We start from the raw sequence: 14063 nt of genomic DNA, 5'->3' as shown, positions 1-14063 counted from the left end.
GCCTGAGGGGAGAAGACCATGGCAGACAACATCAAGCTTTCCAAGCACGACCGCTTCCAGGTCGCCTGGCGCCACCAGTTCCTGCAGGGCTCGTGGAACTACGAGCGCATGCAGAACGGCGGCTGGTGCTACTCGCTCATCCCGGCGATCAAGAAGCTCTATCCCAACAAGGATGACCAGGTCAAGGCACTCAAGCGCCACCTGGAGTTCTACAACACGCACCCCTACGTTTCCGCCCCCGTCATGGGCGTGACGCTTGCCCTCGAGGAGGAGCGCGCCAACGGCATGGCCGTCACCGACACGGCCATCCAGGGTGTCAAGGTGGGCATGATGGGCCCGCTCGCCGGCGTGGGCGACCCCGTGTTCTGGTACACCGTGCGCCCGATCCTCGGCGCGCTCGGCGCGTCGCTCGCCCTGTCCGGCTCCCTTGCCGGTCCCATCCTGTTCTTCGTGGCGTGGAACGTCATCCGCATCGCGTTCCTCTGGTACTCGCAGGAGTTCGGCTACAACGCGGGCAGCAACATCGCCAAGGACCTCTCCGGCGGCCTTCTGCGCAAGGTGACCGAGGGTGCCTCGATCCTGGGCATGTTCATCATCGGTGCGCTGGTCGAGCGCTGGGTGTCCATCAAGTTCACGCCGGTCGTGGCGCAGATCCCGCAGCAGGACGGCGCCTTCATCGACTGGTCGCAGCTGCCGGCGGGCGCCGACGGCATCAAGGAGGCCCTCACGCAGTACGCCTCGCTCGGTGCGACGGGCCTCTCCAATATCAAGACCGTGACGCTGCAGCAGAACCTTGACTCGCTGATCCCGGGCCTCGCCGCCGTGGGCGTGACGCTTCTGTGCTGCTGGCTGCTCAAGAAGAAGGTCAGCCCGATTGTGATCATCCTCGGCATGTTCGCCGTGGGCATCATCGGCCGCGTCCTCGGCTTCATGTAAGCTAGGACCGGCGACAGTCGCTTGGCCTCGGGGGTCGCACCAAAGTGGGGTGCGGCCCCCTTCGTTTGGAGGGGACCCATGGCCCAATCGCAGAACAGCAGGGTGGAGCTCACCATCAAGGCCACGAACCTCATGGGCCTCACGAGCGAGGGCAGCGTGATGGTGGGAAACCGCGCGTTCGAGTTCTATAACGCGCGCAACCCCGAGGACTTCGTGCAGATTCCCTGGGACGAGGTGGACCACGTGGCGGCCGAGGTGCTCGGCGGCAGGCACATCGCGCGCTTTGCCCTCTTCACCAGGGACGGGCGCCACTTTACGTTCTCAACGCGCGACAACAAGGCCACGCTGCGTGCGGTGCGCGAGCACGTGGGGGCTGAGAGGATGGTGCGCTCGCCGGGGTTCGTCGACGTGATCAAGGCCGGTGCCGCGAGCATCCCGCGCGCCGTTGCCGGGCTGTTCGGGCGCGGGGAGTAGGGTCCCGCAGCCTGGCCGGCACCCGTCCGCGCCCTCGGTCTGGCGGGTGCCCGTCCGGGGGCGCGCCCGTTCGAGCCCTGGACGCAGTCGTCGCCCCCTCCTCTGCAGAATCTGAGGTCATCTTGGATACGTGCTAAGATACAGGGCTGCATGATTGTTCGGTCCCGGCTCGTCCGGGACGTTCCAGGGAAGCGAGAAGCGAGATGCAGCAGATCAGCACCGCCGAGTTCAAGAACGGCATGGGCCTCAAGATCAAGGACAAGATCTTCACCCTCGTCGAGTTCCAGCACGTCAAGCCGGGCAAGGGTGGCGCCTTCGTGCGCTACAAGATCAAGGACCTGCGCTCTGGCCGCGTCATCGGCGACCAGACCTGCAACGCCGGCACCAAGTTCGACTCCGTCATGCTCTCCACCAAGGAGATGCAGTACCTCTACAACGACGGTGACAACTACTACTTCATGGACATGAACACCTTCGAGCAGATCCCGGTGCCGGCCGACTTCATCGGCGACAACGCCAAGTGGCTCAAGGAGAACGACACCTGCCAGCTCATGTACGCCGACGACGACCTGCTGACGGTCCAGCCGCCGATGTTCATCGAGGTTGAGATCACCAAGACCGAGCCGGGCTTCAAGGGCGACACGGTCCAGGGCTCCACGAAGCCGGCCACCGTCGAGACGGGCGCCACCATCCAGGTGCCGATGTACCTCAACGAGGGCGACAAGGTTCGCATCGACACGCGCGAGGGCAAGTTCGTCGCCCGCGTCTAGCACGCAGTCTCGGGGCCGCCACCCACGGGGTGCGCGGCCCCGCTGTTCGCGGCGCCCGAGCGGACGCCACGGGAAAGGACACCGCATGAGCACGAACGAGCTGAGTATCGCCGGCATGGGCGTGGCGCGAAGCGTCGTGTCCCAGATCGTGGCCAACGCCGCGGAGAAGGTCGAGGGCGTGGCGTCCATCTACGGACAGGACATCGCCAGTGGTCTCATCGCCATGCTGACCTCCAAGCCCCAGCCCACCACCGACGCCGTCGAGTGCGAGGTGGCCGCAGACGACTCGCTTGAGATCACCGTGCGCCTCGCCGTCTTCTTCGGCTACCCGTTCACCAAGCTCGCCGCCGAGGTGCGCGAGGCCGTGTCCGCCGCCGTCGACGCCCAGATCGGCGTCCGCGTGTCCAAGATCGACGTTTGCATCGACGAGCTCGTCTTCCCCAAGGAGTAGCCCCGTGCCCAGTTCCTTCCGCTTCGGCGGCCGCACGCTTGCCCGCTGCCAGGCCCTGCAGATCCTCTTCCAGGCCGAGGCCTGTGACCGCTCCGTCGATGACGTGCTGTCCGGCGACTACATCCTCTCGAAGGGCCCGCTCGACGAGTACGGCGAGCGCCTCGCCCGCGGCGTGGGCAGCCACCTGCCCGAGCTCGACGCGGTGCTCTCCGGCGCGGCACGCAACTGGAGTCTCTCGCGCATGTCGTCGACCGACCGCAATCTGCTGCGCCTTGCGCTCTACGAGCTGCTCTACGTGGACGAGGTGGAGGCGGCCGTCTCCATCTCCGAGTGCGTGGAGCTTGCGAAGGCCTTCGGTAGCTCGGACGAGTCGTCGCGCTTCGTGAACGGCGTCCTCGGGCGCATCCAGTCCGAGATCGAGGCCGGCGTCGATGTGGTCGAGGAGGGCCGCCGCCGCGAGGCCGAGGAGGCCGGCGAGCTTGCCGCCGCGGCGGACGCGGGCGAGGCCGAGGCGCTCGGGTATGTCCCCGAGGGGTCTGCGGACGAGGCCGACGCCGTTGCGACCGATGGCGATGGCGCCGACGCTACCAGTGGCGATATGGCCGAGGACGGCAACGGCGAGGACTTTGGCACTTCCGAGCAGGCTGGCGAGTAGCCGTGGCCGTCAAGCCCGACGCCTCCGGCTACGACAACTTCTCGGACGTCACCGCCCGCCTGGATGAGATCGTCTCGGCGGTGCGCAACAAGGACACCTCGCTCGAGCGCTCGCTCGACCTCTTTGACGAGGCCATCGCCCTGGGCACGCGTGCCGTCGACCTCGTCGACAAGGCCGCGTTCTCGCCCGAGGAGAAGGAGCGCCTCGTGTCCCCTCCGGAGGACGAGGAGGCCGGTCAGCAGGCCGACAAGTCTGCCGAAGGCGATGCATCGGGGCAGCAGTCTGCTGACAAGCTTGCCGAGGGCGACGCGGCGCAGAAGTCTGCCGACAAGCCTGCCGACTCCCAGGCCAGGTAGCCCATGGCCAGGCGCAGGCTCGACGAGGAGCTCGTGGCGCAGGGCTTCTTCCGCTCTACCTCGGACGCCATGCGCGCCGTTATGGCCGGTGACGTGTCCGGTCCCTCCATGCGCTACTCCTCCGCCGGCACACAGGTGCGTCCCGGCTGCGAGCTGCACGTTCGCGGCCAGCTGCCCTATGTGAGTCGCGGCGGCCTCAAGCTCGAGCGCGGCCTTGACGCGTTCGGCATGGACCCCGCCGGCCTGGCCTGCCTTGACGTGGGCTGCTCCACCGGCGGCTTCACCGATTGTCTGCTCTCGCGCGGCGCGGCGAGCGTCCTTTCCGTCGACGTGGGCTACGCGCAGTTCGACTGGTCGCTTCGCCAGGACGCGCGCGTGACGCTGCTTGAGCGTACCAACATCGTCGACGTGCCCACGCCCGAGCGCGAGGGCACGATCGACCTGGCCGTCTGCGACGTGTCGTTTACCTCCGTGTTGACCGTGCTGCCTGCGGTGATGCGCCTGCTGTGCGCGCAGGGCAGCTTCCTCGCCCTCGTGAAGCCGCAGTTCGAGGCGGCGCGCGACGAGGTGGGCGGGGGCGGTGTGGTGCGAGACGCTGCCGTGCGCCTGCGCGCGCTCGAGCGCGTGGCCGGCGCGTTTGCCGAGGCCGGTCTCGCGGTGCGCGGGGCGTGCGCGAGCCCCATTCACGGGGCCAAGGGCAACCATGAGTTCCTCCTCCTGGGCGTGCGCGGCGGTGAGCCCGTCGACGTGGACCTTCCGGCGATGGTCTCGGCCGACGCGTAGGGCCGGGGGTAACTTCGTCGTACCTCCCGGGCCACTTCCTGTGGGGCATTCCCTGCGGCCCTTCCTCGTGGCCACTCCCTGCGGGACGCTTCCCGTGGGCCCCTCCTTGCGGGTCGCTCCCCTCGGGCATCGAATTTATGTCCGGTATGGGTGCTACACTCTTCTCACGATTTGAGACGAGGCTCGCGCGGGGCGTGTCCCATGCGTGGGTCGGCTGCCATGGCCGGAGGGGGAGTGCGCGTGAGGGTCCTGCTTGTTCCCAACTATTCGAGGCCCGATGCGGTCCAGGCTGCGGCCACGCTCGAGGTGTGGCTCGGCCACGAGGGGGTCGAGGTCCTGTGGGCTCACGACAAGAGGCGCGAGCCCAACTGCACGTGCGATTCCGAGGGCTGCGTGCTCGTCGTGTCGCTCGGCGGGGACGGAACGCTCCTGCGCGCGGCGCGCATCGTGGGCTACCGCGAGATTCCCATCCTCGGCCTCTCCTTTGGCCACCTGGGCTTTCTCACGGGTGCCGGCTCGGACAAGATCGTCGAGGCGGTCACGAGCGCGCTTGCCGGCGAGATGCACCAGAGTCGTCGCGCCACCCTCGACGTGGGAGTCATGTTCGACTGCGGCGGCGGTCTCATGCGCGAGACGCACCACTTTGCCCTGAACGAGCTCGCGCTTACCCGCGGCGCCCTCGGCGACATGATCGAGTTTGACGTCTCGGTGTCCGACAACCACATCGACCGCCTGCGCGGCGACGGGTTCGTCGTCTCCACGGCAACGGGATCAACGGGCTATGCGCTCTCGTCGGGCGGTCCCATCGTTACGCCGGACTTCAACGGCATGGTCTGTGTGCCCATCGCGCCGCATACCATCCTCGCGCGCGCGTTCCTCACGTCGTCGTCGGACGTGGTAGAGCTCTCGCTCTCGCCGGAGCGCCCGGTCGAGCGCAGCGTCTTCGTGGATGGCCAGCTCGTCACGTGCCCCGAGGGCGGCCAGGCCGTGGGCTGCACCGTCAGGCGAGGTCCCGGCGACGTGGTGCTGCTCGACTCCGACGCCGGCAGCTTCTACGACTCGGTGTCGCGCGTGTTCTACGGCAACATGAGGAAGAAGCAATGAGCCGCAGGTCAGGTGGGGAGTGCCGACACGTGCCAGCTCCCTCGTCGCGGGAGGGATAGAAGCTTGTGATTGACGAGCTGCATGTCGAGAACGTCGCTCTCATCCGCGACGCCACCATACAGCCCGCGGCCGGCCTCACAGTGCTCACGGGCGAGACGGGCGCCGGCAAGACGGCGCTGCTCTCGGCCCTCAAGCTGCTCGTGGGCGAGCGCGCCGACGCCGGTGCCGTGCGCGAGGGAGCCGACCACCTGCTGGTGGAGGGGCGCGTGTTCCTCGGGCCCGGCGACGCCGACGGCCACGTGGTGCGCCGCCGCGTGGAGGCGGCGGGCCGCGGCCGCGTCGAGATTGACGGTCGCATGGCCAGTGTGCGCGAGCTTGCCGAGCAGGTGGGCGCCACCGTCGACCTCTGCGGCCAGCACGAGCACCAGCGGCTCCTCTCGGTGGGCACGCACGCGGGCATGCTCGACGCCTGGGCAGGCGAGCGTGCGGCCTCGGCGCTCGCGGCCTATCGCGACGCGCTTGCGGCGGCGAAGGCCGCGGCCGACGAGCTCGCGCGCGTCCGGGAGCTCGCGCAGTCCGGCACCGAGCGCCTCGAGCAGGCATCCTTCGAGCTCAGGCGCATCGATGAGGTGAACCCACAGGAGGGCGAGCTCGAGGAGCTTGAGGAGACCCTGCCGCGAGCCGAGCACGCCGAGGTGCTGCTCCGCGCCAGCGAGGGCGCGCGCGAGGCGGTTGCTGGCGACGGCGGCGCCACCGACGCGCTCTCGGGGGCCGTCCAGACCCTTCGCGAGGCCGCGCGCTACGACGACGCGCTCGGCTCGCTCGCCGACGCACTCGAGGGCTCGCTCATCGACATCGAGGACGTGGCCTCCCAGCTGCGCGACTATCGCGACGGCGTGGAGCTCGACCCGGAGGAGCTCGCCCGCATGCAGCAGCGCATGGCGTCGCTCCAGGGCCTCATGCGCGCCTTTGGCCCCACGATGGGCGACGTCCTTGCCCGTCGCGACCGCGCGCGAGAGGTGGTCGAGGCCGCCGGCGACTCCGGCGAGCGCGAGCGCAAGGCCAAGCGCGCCCAGGAGGCGGCCGAGACGGCGCTCGCCAAGGCGGCCGACGCGCTCGACGCCGTGCGCGCCAAGGCGGCCCCGCGCTTCGCCAAGGCCGTGACCGCGCAGATGGGCCGGCTCGAGATGGGTTCCGCCCAGCTCGAGGTCGCGCTCGAGCGGCTGCCGCGCGCCCAGTGGGGAGCCGCCGGCCCCAGCAAAGTCGAGCTCATGTACCGTCCCGGCGCCGGGCTCACGGCACGGCCCCTGCGCCGCATCGCCTCGGGCGGCGAGGTGAGCCGCGTGATGCTTGCCTGCAAGGTGGTCCTCGGCGAGGCCGACGGCGTGGACACGCTCGTCTTCGATGAGGTGGACGCCGGCGTGGGCGGCTCCACGGCCCGCGCGCTCGCGGCCGTGCTCGCAGACCTCGCCAAGACGCACCAGATCATCGTCGTGACGCACCTCGCGCAGGTGGCCGTCCAGGGCGAGCGCCACTACCTCGTGGCCAAGCATGCGGGCACGGGCGACGTGCCGGAGACCCAGCTTGCCGAGATCTCGGGTGATGCCCGCGTGGCTGAGATTGCCCGCATGCTCTCCGGCGATACGAGCGAGCTCTCCCTCGAGCACGCCCAGGCCCTGCTCGCCGAGGCTGGCTGGGCGTAGGGACCGGGCCGTGCAGCCGACGGGGATTGCCGGCACAAAATGGGGCGGGGCAGGCCCCGCGACCTGCCCCGCCCCGTCTGGCTCGTCCGCCTAGCTCGCCTTTGTTGGGGACGCTCTGTCCCCGCGGCGCCTAGCGCGCGTCGCTGCCCTCGCCGCCTTTCTTCGCGGCGATCATCTGCTCGAACATGCTCGCGCTCTCGCGGAAGTCGCTCGGCAGCACCACCGTGGAGCCCTTGCCATTGCGCGCAAAGTCGCTCATCATCTCGGTCCACTGCGTGAACATGAACAGCGCGTTCGCCTCGGTCTCCGAGACGCCGCTCTCCTGGATGGTGCCCAGCGAGTCCTTGATGCCCTGCGCGATGGCCTTGCGCTGGTTCGCGATGCCCTTGCCGCTCTCCTCCATGGCCTCTGCCTCGGCCTTTGCCTCGGTCACGCGCTTGATGCGGTCGGCCTCGGCGAGGTCCTGCGCGGCGGCCTTGGTGCGCTGCGCGGCGTTGATCTGGTTCATGGAGTCCTCGACCTCGCGCGGCAGGCCGATCTTTGTGATGAGGGTCGAGACCAGCTGGAAGCCGTAGCCCTCCATCTGGCTGGCGACGGTCTCGTTCACGTCGCGGGCGATGTCGTCCTTCTTGGCGAAGACCTCGTCGAGGGTGTAGACGGGGATGGCGCTGCGCAGCGCGTCGGTGAGGAAGTCGCGCATCTGCTCGGCGGGGTTCTGCAGCGTGTAGAAGCTCTTGTACACGCCCGACTCGGCCGCGTTGGCGCCGCGACGGCCGTCGACGCGGTACTGCGCCGAGATCTCGAGGTCAATCGTGACGTTGTCCTCGGTCTTCACGTCGACGTTGAAGCCGTTCTTCATGGTGCGCAGGCTGATGGTGGCCGCGCGGCGGTCGATGAACGGGATCATGACGTTGAAGCCGGCGTACACGATGCGGTTGAACTTGCCGAGCCGCTCGATGATGACCGCATGCTGCTGCTTCACCACGAAGAACGCCTGCGAGAGCAGCCATATCACGATGATGGCGATGACGACGGCGGGAATGAGACTGTTGAGGAATAGCATTGCGCTCCCTTCCTAGGAGGTCGTTGTCCTCAGTCTACCCGTCGGGTTGCGGGGCGAGCGGGGTGTGGGAGAGAGCTTACAGGGGGCTTAGGGTTTTTCGGCGGGCGGTCGGTGTGGGCCGCCTGCTGCCAGGCCTTTCGGCCTAGAGCTCGAGCAGCTGTCTGCTGGCGGCGGCGATGGCGCGAGCGACCTCCGGGCCGTGCAGCTCGCAGAGGGCGTCGAGCGCCTGGCGGAGCTCGCGTGCGAGCTTGCCGGGCCCGAGGGTCGCGCCCTGCCCGGTCGATGCGGGGAGGTCCGTCTCGAGCAGGAGGCGCTCGGGCGGGATCTGACGCGCGTACTCGCGCCCGCGGCGCGTGGCGAGCATGCGCGGTCCCACCGAGAAGCGGCAGCCCAGGCGGATGGCATGGGTGAGCTCGGGACTCGTGCCGGAGAACCAGTGGAGCACAGCGACGTTGCCGCAGGCGACGGTGTCGTGACGCTCGAGCGCGTCGAGCACGTCGGAGGCGGCGCGGACGGCATGGACCGAGAGCATGTGGCCACCGTCCCCGCAGGCGGCGAGCATGCGGTCGAGGGCGCGCAGCTGCGCGTCTCGCGTGGCGTCGCGGCCCCGTGCGTAGTCGAGGCCAACCTCGGCCACGTAGCGGCAGGTGGCTGCGAGCGAGGCCGCGCGCTCGACGTCCGCCTCGCCGCAGGTGCCGTCTGCCACCCACCAGGGGTGGAGGCCCACACCCACGCGCACGTTGGGGGCGCCGGCAAGCTCGGCTGCGACGCGCTCGTACTCGCCGGGTGTCACGGTGGCGCAAAGCGCGCCCACGCCCGCCGCATCCAGGTCTCGCGCGGCAGTGACGACATCCGGGAAGAACCCCAGGTGGCAGTGCATGTCGAAGAGTTCGTCCATCGTCCTCGCCTTTGCCACGCCCATGGCGGAGGCAGCCGTCGCGTCGGCCGGCTCTCGTGACGCCTCGGCCCAGAGGGTGCGGGTTGCCTCGCCCGGTTTCCACGTTCCGTTCGCAATCTTGGCGCGGAGGTCACGCGTCGCGAGGGCGTAGAGCGGCTCGTCTGCCGTGCGATGTGTCATGGTGCCTCCCTGCCCGCGCCCTGGGGTCGGGTGCCGTTGCCATTGTTATAACAAAAGGGTGCAATGCCAAGACGCGATTGTGGTGGATGATGGGGGAGGCCTCCGAACCGGGCGATTGGCGATGGCGGTCCGGCTCCGGGCAGGGAGGCGATGGCCGCCGTTTGGGGCAAGCCTGCAAAGGTACCCCGATGTGTCAGGAGGAATCTCATGCCAATCGGCGGCGAGGATGCGACCCGTGGCGTGTCCAATGACCAGCATCCAACCATTGTCGTCCGCGAGGCGGGTATGGCCGTCCGCGGGTGGAGGGCGGTAGCCGGAGGGCCAGGCACGCCCTGGCAGGGCGCCCCTCTCGTCCCACCGCGCCGGACCTCGACACCGTGGGTGGCGGCAACCTCAGCCTGCAGGTGCATCCCACGACCGGCTGCGCGCAGGACCGCTTTGGCATGGCCTACACGCAGGACGAGAGCTACTACATCCTCGACGCCTCGCCGGACTCCCACGTCTGCCTCGGCCTTCATGGGGGCGTGACGCGTGAGGGGTTCGAAGGTACCCTGAGGCGCGTCCAGGCGGGAGAGAGAGGGCCTTCGACGCCGAGCGCTGGAGCAACCGCATTCCCGCGTCGCGTCACGACCACGTGAGCATCCCCGCGGGCACCGTGCACTGCGGCGGCTCCGACACGCTTGACATCGAGACGGGCGTTCCCATCTACGAGCAGTACGCGCGCGACCGATCCTGGTTCGACTTCGTTGCCCGCCCCCAGCTCGCCTCCGTCGTCTGGTCCGATTGGGAGGTGGAGCCGGGTCTGGCCTGCGGTCCGATTGGGGACGGAGTCGGGCCTGGCCTGAGGTCCGATTGGGGACGGAGCCAGGTGGGGCCCCATCCAGCCGAGCCTCGCCGCTCAGGCCGTCCCGTCGAGGCCGAGGGCCTGCATCTGCCCCGTTCCCACTTGGGCCTCCCGCGCCCAGCGCCAGGGCTCGAAGCCGGTGAGCGCCCGGATGACGCGGCCGGCCACCATCTGCCCGGCGATCGGCGGCATGAACGATGCCGTTCCCAGGTTGGGGAGCCCCCCGTGCGACGAGCCCGCCACCGCGTGCGGCCGCACCGACTCCTCGGGGGAGTAGAGCACCTCGAGGTGGCGGATGCCGCGGCGCGCGCACTCCTTGCGCATGGTGCGCGAGAGGCGGCAGACGCGCGTCTTTCTCACGTCGGCGAACTGGAAGAGCTCGGGGTGCAGCTTGTTGGCCGCGCCCATGCTGCTCACGAGCGGGATGCGCGCGTCCCAGCAGAGCTTGGCGAGCGCGAGCTTCTGGCTCACGGTGTCGATGGCGTCGACCACGTAGTCGATGCGCCCCTGGCCGGTGACGGCTCCCGTCGCGTCGGTCTCGGCGCCCGCCCAGGCGAGCAACTCGGGCAGGTTGTCGCGCGTCACGAACTGGCAGCGGCACGCCACGTGGCAGCGCGGGTTGATCTGGCCCACCATCTCGCGCATCACGTCGACCTTGCGCCGGCCCACGGTGCACTCGAACGCGAGGGCCTGTCGGTTGAGGTTGCTCGGATCCACGACGTCGCGGTCTACGAGGTAGAGCTCGCCCACGAAGCCGCGTGCCAGGGCCTCGACGCACGAGGAGCCCACGCCGCCCAGGCCAAACACGAGCACGCGCGAGCCGGCGAGCGCGGTGAGGCCCTCGTCGCCATAGAGCGGCCGTAGGCGCGTGGTGATGTTGCCGTCCGGCCTGTCGGCGACGGTCGCATGGCCGAGCTCCGTGCCGTCTGCGGCCATGACGTCGGCCCTTTCGGCCTCGGAGGCGTCATGGCCGGGGCGCTCGTCCTCGATGTCGGGCGTGTGGGAGTCGGTTTCCGCGGGCATGGCGGTGTCGCGAGTCTGGGCCACGGGGTCTCCTGTCCTGTCGTTTCGATGTCACAATCCCTGAAAATCTGGTGCCACAGACCTTACCCATTGGCGGGGCCGCGCGAAAGGAGACCCGGAGTCTGCGCCCGGAGAAAAACTATTCCGTTATCTAGATTTTTGGTGCCATCCTCAAAGTAGCCTCTCCAGGGGCTCTGATAAAGCAGCAGGTAGATGGTGGTGCCACTTTTTGGCCAACGGGTCGCTACCCCAGAGGGGGCCAAGGGAATCTAGATAACGGAATAGTTTTGCTTGGAGGGGCTCGTCCGTCCGCGCCTTCGGGGGAATAAGGGCGCGGAACTGCCTTCTCGGTGCCCGTCGTCGTCAATTGGCGTGGCGAAACCGACTCATCGCGCGGCCGTGCTGGTAAGGTGGGCGTGACAGCCTCATGCGTCGCACCCAGCCCCAACCCCCCTCCGGCCCTCGGGAACGGTGTTGGGGAAGCTGCCGCCGCGCGCTTCTGGTGACAGGTCGCTGGGCTTCTTTTCTTTTTTGGAGGGTGATCGTTTGGCTACGCCGGGGTTTGTGCTTTCCCTGCGGGAGAAGGTCGGGCATGACCTGCTCATGCTCGTGGGGGTCACGGCGTTCGTGGAGGACGACGAGGGGCGCCTCCTCATGGGCAGACGGGCCGACACGGGGGAGTGGGCGCTCGTGTACGGCATCGCCGAACCGTTCGAGGAGCCGGCGCTGTCCGTGCGGCGCGAGGTCAAGGAGGAGACGGGCGTCGACTGCGTGGTCAGCGAGCTCGTGAGCGTGATGGCCCAGCACGAGGAGCACGTCTACGGTAACGGTGACCGCTGCCAGTTCGTCGACATCGCGTTTGCCTGCCGGCCCGACCCGTCCGGCAACTCCGAGCCCTTCGTGGGCGACGACGAGAGCCTGGCCGTGGGGTGGTTCTCGCCCGAGGAGCCTCCCCGCCCCCTCGCCCAGAGTACGGTGGAGCGCCTCGGGTGGCTGCGCCGCTATCGCGCGGGTGACGGTCACGCGATCTTCGAGCTGGGGTAGGCGGCCCGCCGCCCGCGGTGAGCGTATGAAGAACAGCGCATCGCCCAAGCGCGCGGGCGGCTCTAGTGCTAGGATGAATACCCCGTAGAGACTGTTGGTTCTTTTACGGGAAAGCGCAGGTACAACCACATGACCAAGCATATCTTCGTCACTGGCGGCGTCGTCTCGTCCCTCGGCAAGGGCATCACGGCTGCCTCGCTGGGGCGCCTTCTCAAGTCGCGCGGCTACAAGGTCATGATGCAGAAGGCCGATCCCTATCTCAACGTCGACCCGGGCACCATGAGCCCGTTCCAGCACGGCGAGGTCTTCGTCACCGAGGACGGCTACGAGAGCGACCTCGACCTCGGCCACTACGAGCGCTTCATCGACGAGAACCTCACCCGCAACTCCAACTTCACCACCGGTGCCATCTACCAGAGCCTCATCGCCCGCGAGCGCCGCGGCGACTTCCTCGGCGGCACGGTGCAGGTCATCCCGCACGTCACCAACGCCATCAAGGAGCGCTTCCGCCGCATCGAGGAGCAGACCGGCGCCGACGTGGTGATCACCGAGCTGGGCGGCACCATCGGCGACATCGAGAGCCAGCCGTTCCTCGAGGCCATGCGCCAGTTCCGCCGCGACAAGGGCTCGCACGACGTGTGCTTCATCCACGTGTCGCTCGTGCCCTACATCGCTGCCGCCCACGAGGTCAAGACCAAGCCCACGCAGCACTCCGTGAAGGAGCTGCGCGCCCTCGGCATCCAGCCCGACTTCATCGTCTGCCGCTCCGGCCACGAGGTGGAGGAGTCCATCCGCGCCAAGATTGCGAGCTTCTGCGACGTCGACGCCGACCACGTCTTCGAGAACTCCGACTGCCCCTCGATCTACGACGTACCCAAGCACCTCGCCGATCAGGGCTTCGACCTCAAAGTCTGCGAGCGCCTCGGCCTCGACCCGCGCACGAGCGACATGAGCGAGTGGTACGGCTTCACCGACCGCATGCACGCAGCCAACGCCAAGGACGACGTGACCAACATCGCCGTGGTGGGCAAGTACACGCAGCTCCCCGATGCCTACCTCTCCGTCATCGAGGCGCTCCACCACTCGGGCGTGGCCTTTGGCCGCCACGTCAACATCGAGCTCGTCGATGGCGAGAACCTCGACGAGTCCGACGTCGAGCAGGTCCTGGGCCGCGCCGACGGCATCCTGGTGCCGGGCGGCTTTGGCATCCGCGGCCTGGAGGGCAAGATTCTGGCCGCCCACCGCGCCCGCACCAAGAAGGTGCCGTTCCTCGGCATCTGCCTGGGCCTGCAGGTCGCCGTGTGCGAGTACGCCCGCAACGTCGCCGACATGCCCGGCGCCAGCTCCACCGAGTTCGTGCCCGACTGCGAGTACCCGGTGATCGACCTCATGCCCGACCAGGAGGACGTCACCGCCAAGGGCGGCACCATGCGCCTCGGTGCCTACCCCTGCAAGGTGGCCGACGACACGCTGGCCCGTGAGGCCTATGGCGAGAGCCTCGTCTACGAGCGTCATCGTCACCGCTACGAGGTCAACAACACCTTCCGCGAGCGCCTGCAGCAGGCGGGTCTGCGCGTCTCGGGCGTCTCGCCGGACGACCGCCTCGTCGAGATGGTCGAGCTTCCCGAGGACGTGCACCCCTGGTTCGTCGCGGCGCAGTTCCACCCCGAGTTCAAGAGCCGCCCGACGCGCCCGCAGCCGCTGTTCCGCGAGTTCGTGCGCGCCTCGATCGCCCACCACGAGGGCGTCGACCGCCACGAGGTGACGCCGGAGGCCTAA

15 protein-coding genes are annotated in these 14063 nt (G+C 68.7%); 12 read left to right on the top strand and 3 right to left on the bottom strand.

Annotated elements, in window-relative coordinates:
* Positions 1–18: 18 nt before the first annotated feature.
* From EFAMC1_RS09600 to recN, 9 genes are all read left to right on the top strand, one after another.
* The gene (locus EFAMC1_RS09600) at positions 19–936 is read left to right on the top strand and encodes a PTS system mannose/fructose/sorbose family transporter subunit IID (protein ID WP_154054050.1); all 918 of its coding nucleotides are present in this window, start codon (positions 19–21) and stop codon (positions 934–936) included.
* 78 nt (positions 937–1014) lie between these two features.
* Positions 1015–1410, top strand: coding sequence for a DUF956 family protein (locus tag EFAMC1_RS09595; protein ID WP_154054049.1), 396 nt, complete (start codon positions 1015–1017; stop codon positions 1408–1410).
* 203 nt (positions 1411–1613) lie between these two features.
* Positions 1614–2180, top strand: coding sequence for an elongation factor P (gene efp / locus EFAMC1_RS09590; protein WP_154054048.1), 567 nt, complete (start codon positions 1614–1616; stop codon positions 2178–2180).
* 85 nt (positions 2181–2265) lie between these two features.
* On the top strand, positions 2266–2631 hold the full coding sequence (locus EFAMC1_RS09585; protein WP_154054047.1) for an Asp23/Gls24 family envelope stress response protein: 366 nt from the start codon (positions 2266–2268) through the stop codon (positions 2629–2631).
* 4 nt (positions 2632–2635) lie between these two features.
* Positions 2636–3286 carry a transcription antitermination factor NusB gene (gene nusB / locus EFAMC1_RS09580; RefSeq protein ID WP_154054046.1) on the top strand — a complete coding sequence of 217 codons (651 nt, stop codon included), beginning with the start codon at positions 2636–2638 and terminating at the stop codon, positions 3284–3286.
* A gap of 2 nt (positions 3287–3288) precedes the next feature.
* A complete protein-coding gene (locus EFAMC1_RS09575) occupies positions 3289–3642 on the top strand; it encodes an exodeoxyribonuclease VII small subunit (protein WP_154054045.1) in 354 nt (117 codons plus the stop codon).
* A gap of 3 nt (positions 3643–3645) precedes the next feature.
* Positions 3646–4425 carry a TlyA family RNA methyltransferase gene (locus EFAMC1_RS09570; RefSeq protein ID WP_154054044.1) on the top strand — a complete coding sequence of 260 codons (780 nt, stop codon included), beginning with the start codon at positions 3646–3648 and terminating at the stop codon, positions 4423–4425.
* A 240-nt stretch (positions 4426–4665) separates the two neighbouring features.
* Positions 4666–5529: an NAD(+)/NADH kinase gene (locus EFAMC1_RS09565; protein ID WP_154054043.1), complete on the top strand. Its 864-nt coding sequence runs from the start codon at positions 4666–4668 to the stop codon at positions 5527–5529.
* 65 nt (positions 5530–5594) lie between these two features.
* On the top strand, positions 5595–7232 hold the full coding sequence (gene recN / locus EFAMC1_RS09560; RefSeq protein ID WP_154054042.1) for a DNA repair protein RecN: 1638 nt from the start codon (positions 5595–5597) through the stop codon (positions 7230–7232).
* 130 nt (positions 7233–7362) lie between these two features.
* Here recN and EFAMC1_RS09555 read toward each other — a convergent pair whose 3' ends face one another.
* Both EFAMC1_RS09555 and EFAMC1_RS09550 read right to left on the bottom strand, forming a co-directional pair.
* Complete coding sequence (locus tag EFAMC1_RS09555; RefSeq protein WP_154054041.1) at positions 7363–8295, bottom strand: SPFH domain-containing protein; 933 nt, start codon at positions 8293–8295, stop codon at positions 7363–7365.
* A gap of 142 nt (positions 8296–8437) precedes the next feature.
* The gene (locus EFAMC1_RS09550) at positions 8438–9373 is read right to left on the bottom strand and encodes a TatD family hydrolase (RefSeq protein WP_261981859.1); all 936 of its coding nucleotides are present in this window, start codon (positions 9371–9373) and stop codon (positions 8438–8440) included.
* A gap of 377 nt (positions 9374–9750) precedes the next feature.
* Between EFAMC1_RS09550 and EFAMC1_RS09545 the strand changes: the two genes are divergently transcribed.
* On the top strand, positions 9751–10011 hold the full coding sequence (locus EFAMC1_RS09545; protein WP_154054040.1) for a hypothetical protein: 261 nt from the start codon (positions 9751–9753) through the stop codon (positions 10009–10011).
* Between the two features lie 260 nt (positions 10012–10271).
* On the opposite strand, the gene EFAMC1_RS09540 is transcribed toward EFAMC1_RS09545, so the two are convergent.
* The gene (locus EFAMC1_RS09540) at positions 10272–11264 is read right to left on the bottom strand and encodes a tRNA threonylcarbamoyladenosine dehydratase (RefSeq protein ID WP_261981858.1); all 993 of its coding nucleotides are present in this window, start codon (positions 11262–11264) and stop codon (positions 10272–10274) included.
* A gap of 522 nt (positions 11265–11786) precedes the next feature.
* Here EFAMC1_RS09540 and EFAMC1_RS09535 point away from each other — a divergent pair.
* Complete coding sequence (locus EFAMC1_RS09535; RefSeq protein ID WP_154054039.1) at positions 11787–12284, top strand: NUDIX hydrolase; 498 nt, start codon at positions 11787–11789, stop codon at positions 12282–12284.
* Positions 12285–12413: 129 nt separating this feature from the next.
* On the top strand, positions 12414–14063 hold the full coding sequence (locus EFAMC1_RS09530; protein WP_154054038.1) for a CTP synthase: 1650 nt from the start codon (positions 12414–12416) through the stop codon (positions 14061–14063).

Origin of the sequence: Olsenella uli (assembly GCF_901212675.1) — a bacterium.
GTDB classification, from domain to species: Bacteria; Actinomycetota; Coriobacteriia; order Coriobacteriales; family Atopobiaceae; genus Parolsenella; species Parolsenella uli_B.
This window is presented reverse-complemented; position numbering and strand designations above follow the sequence as displayed.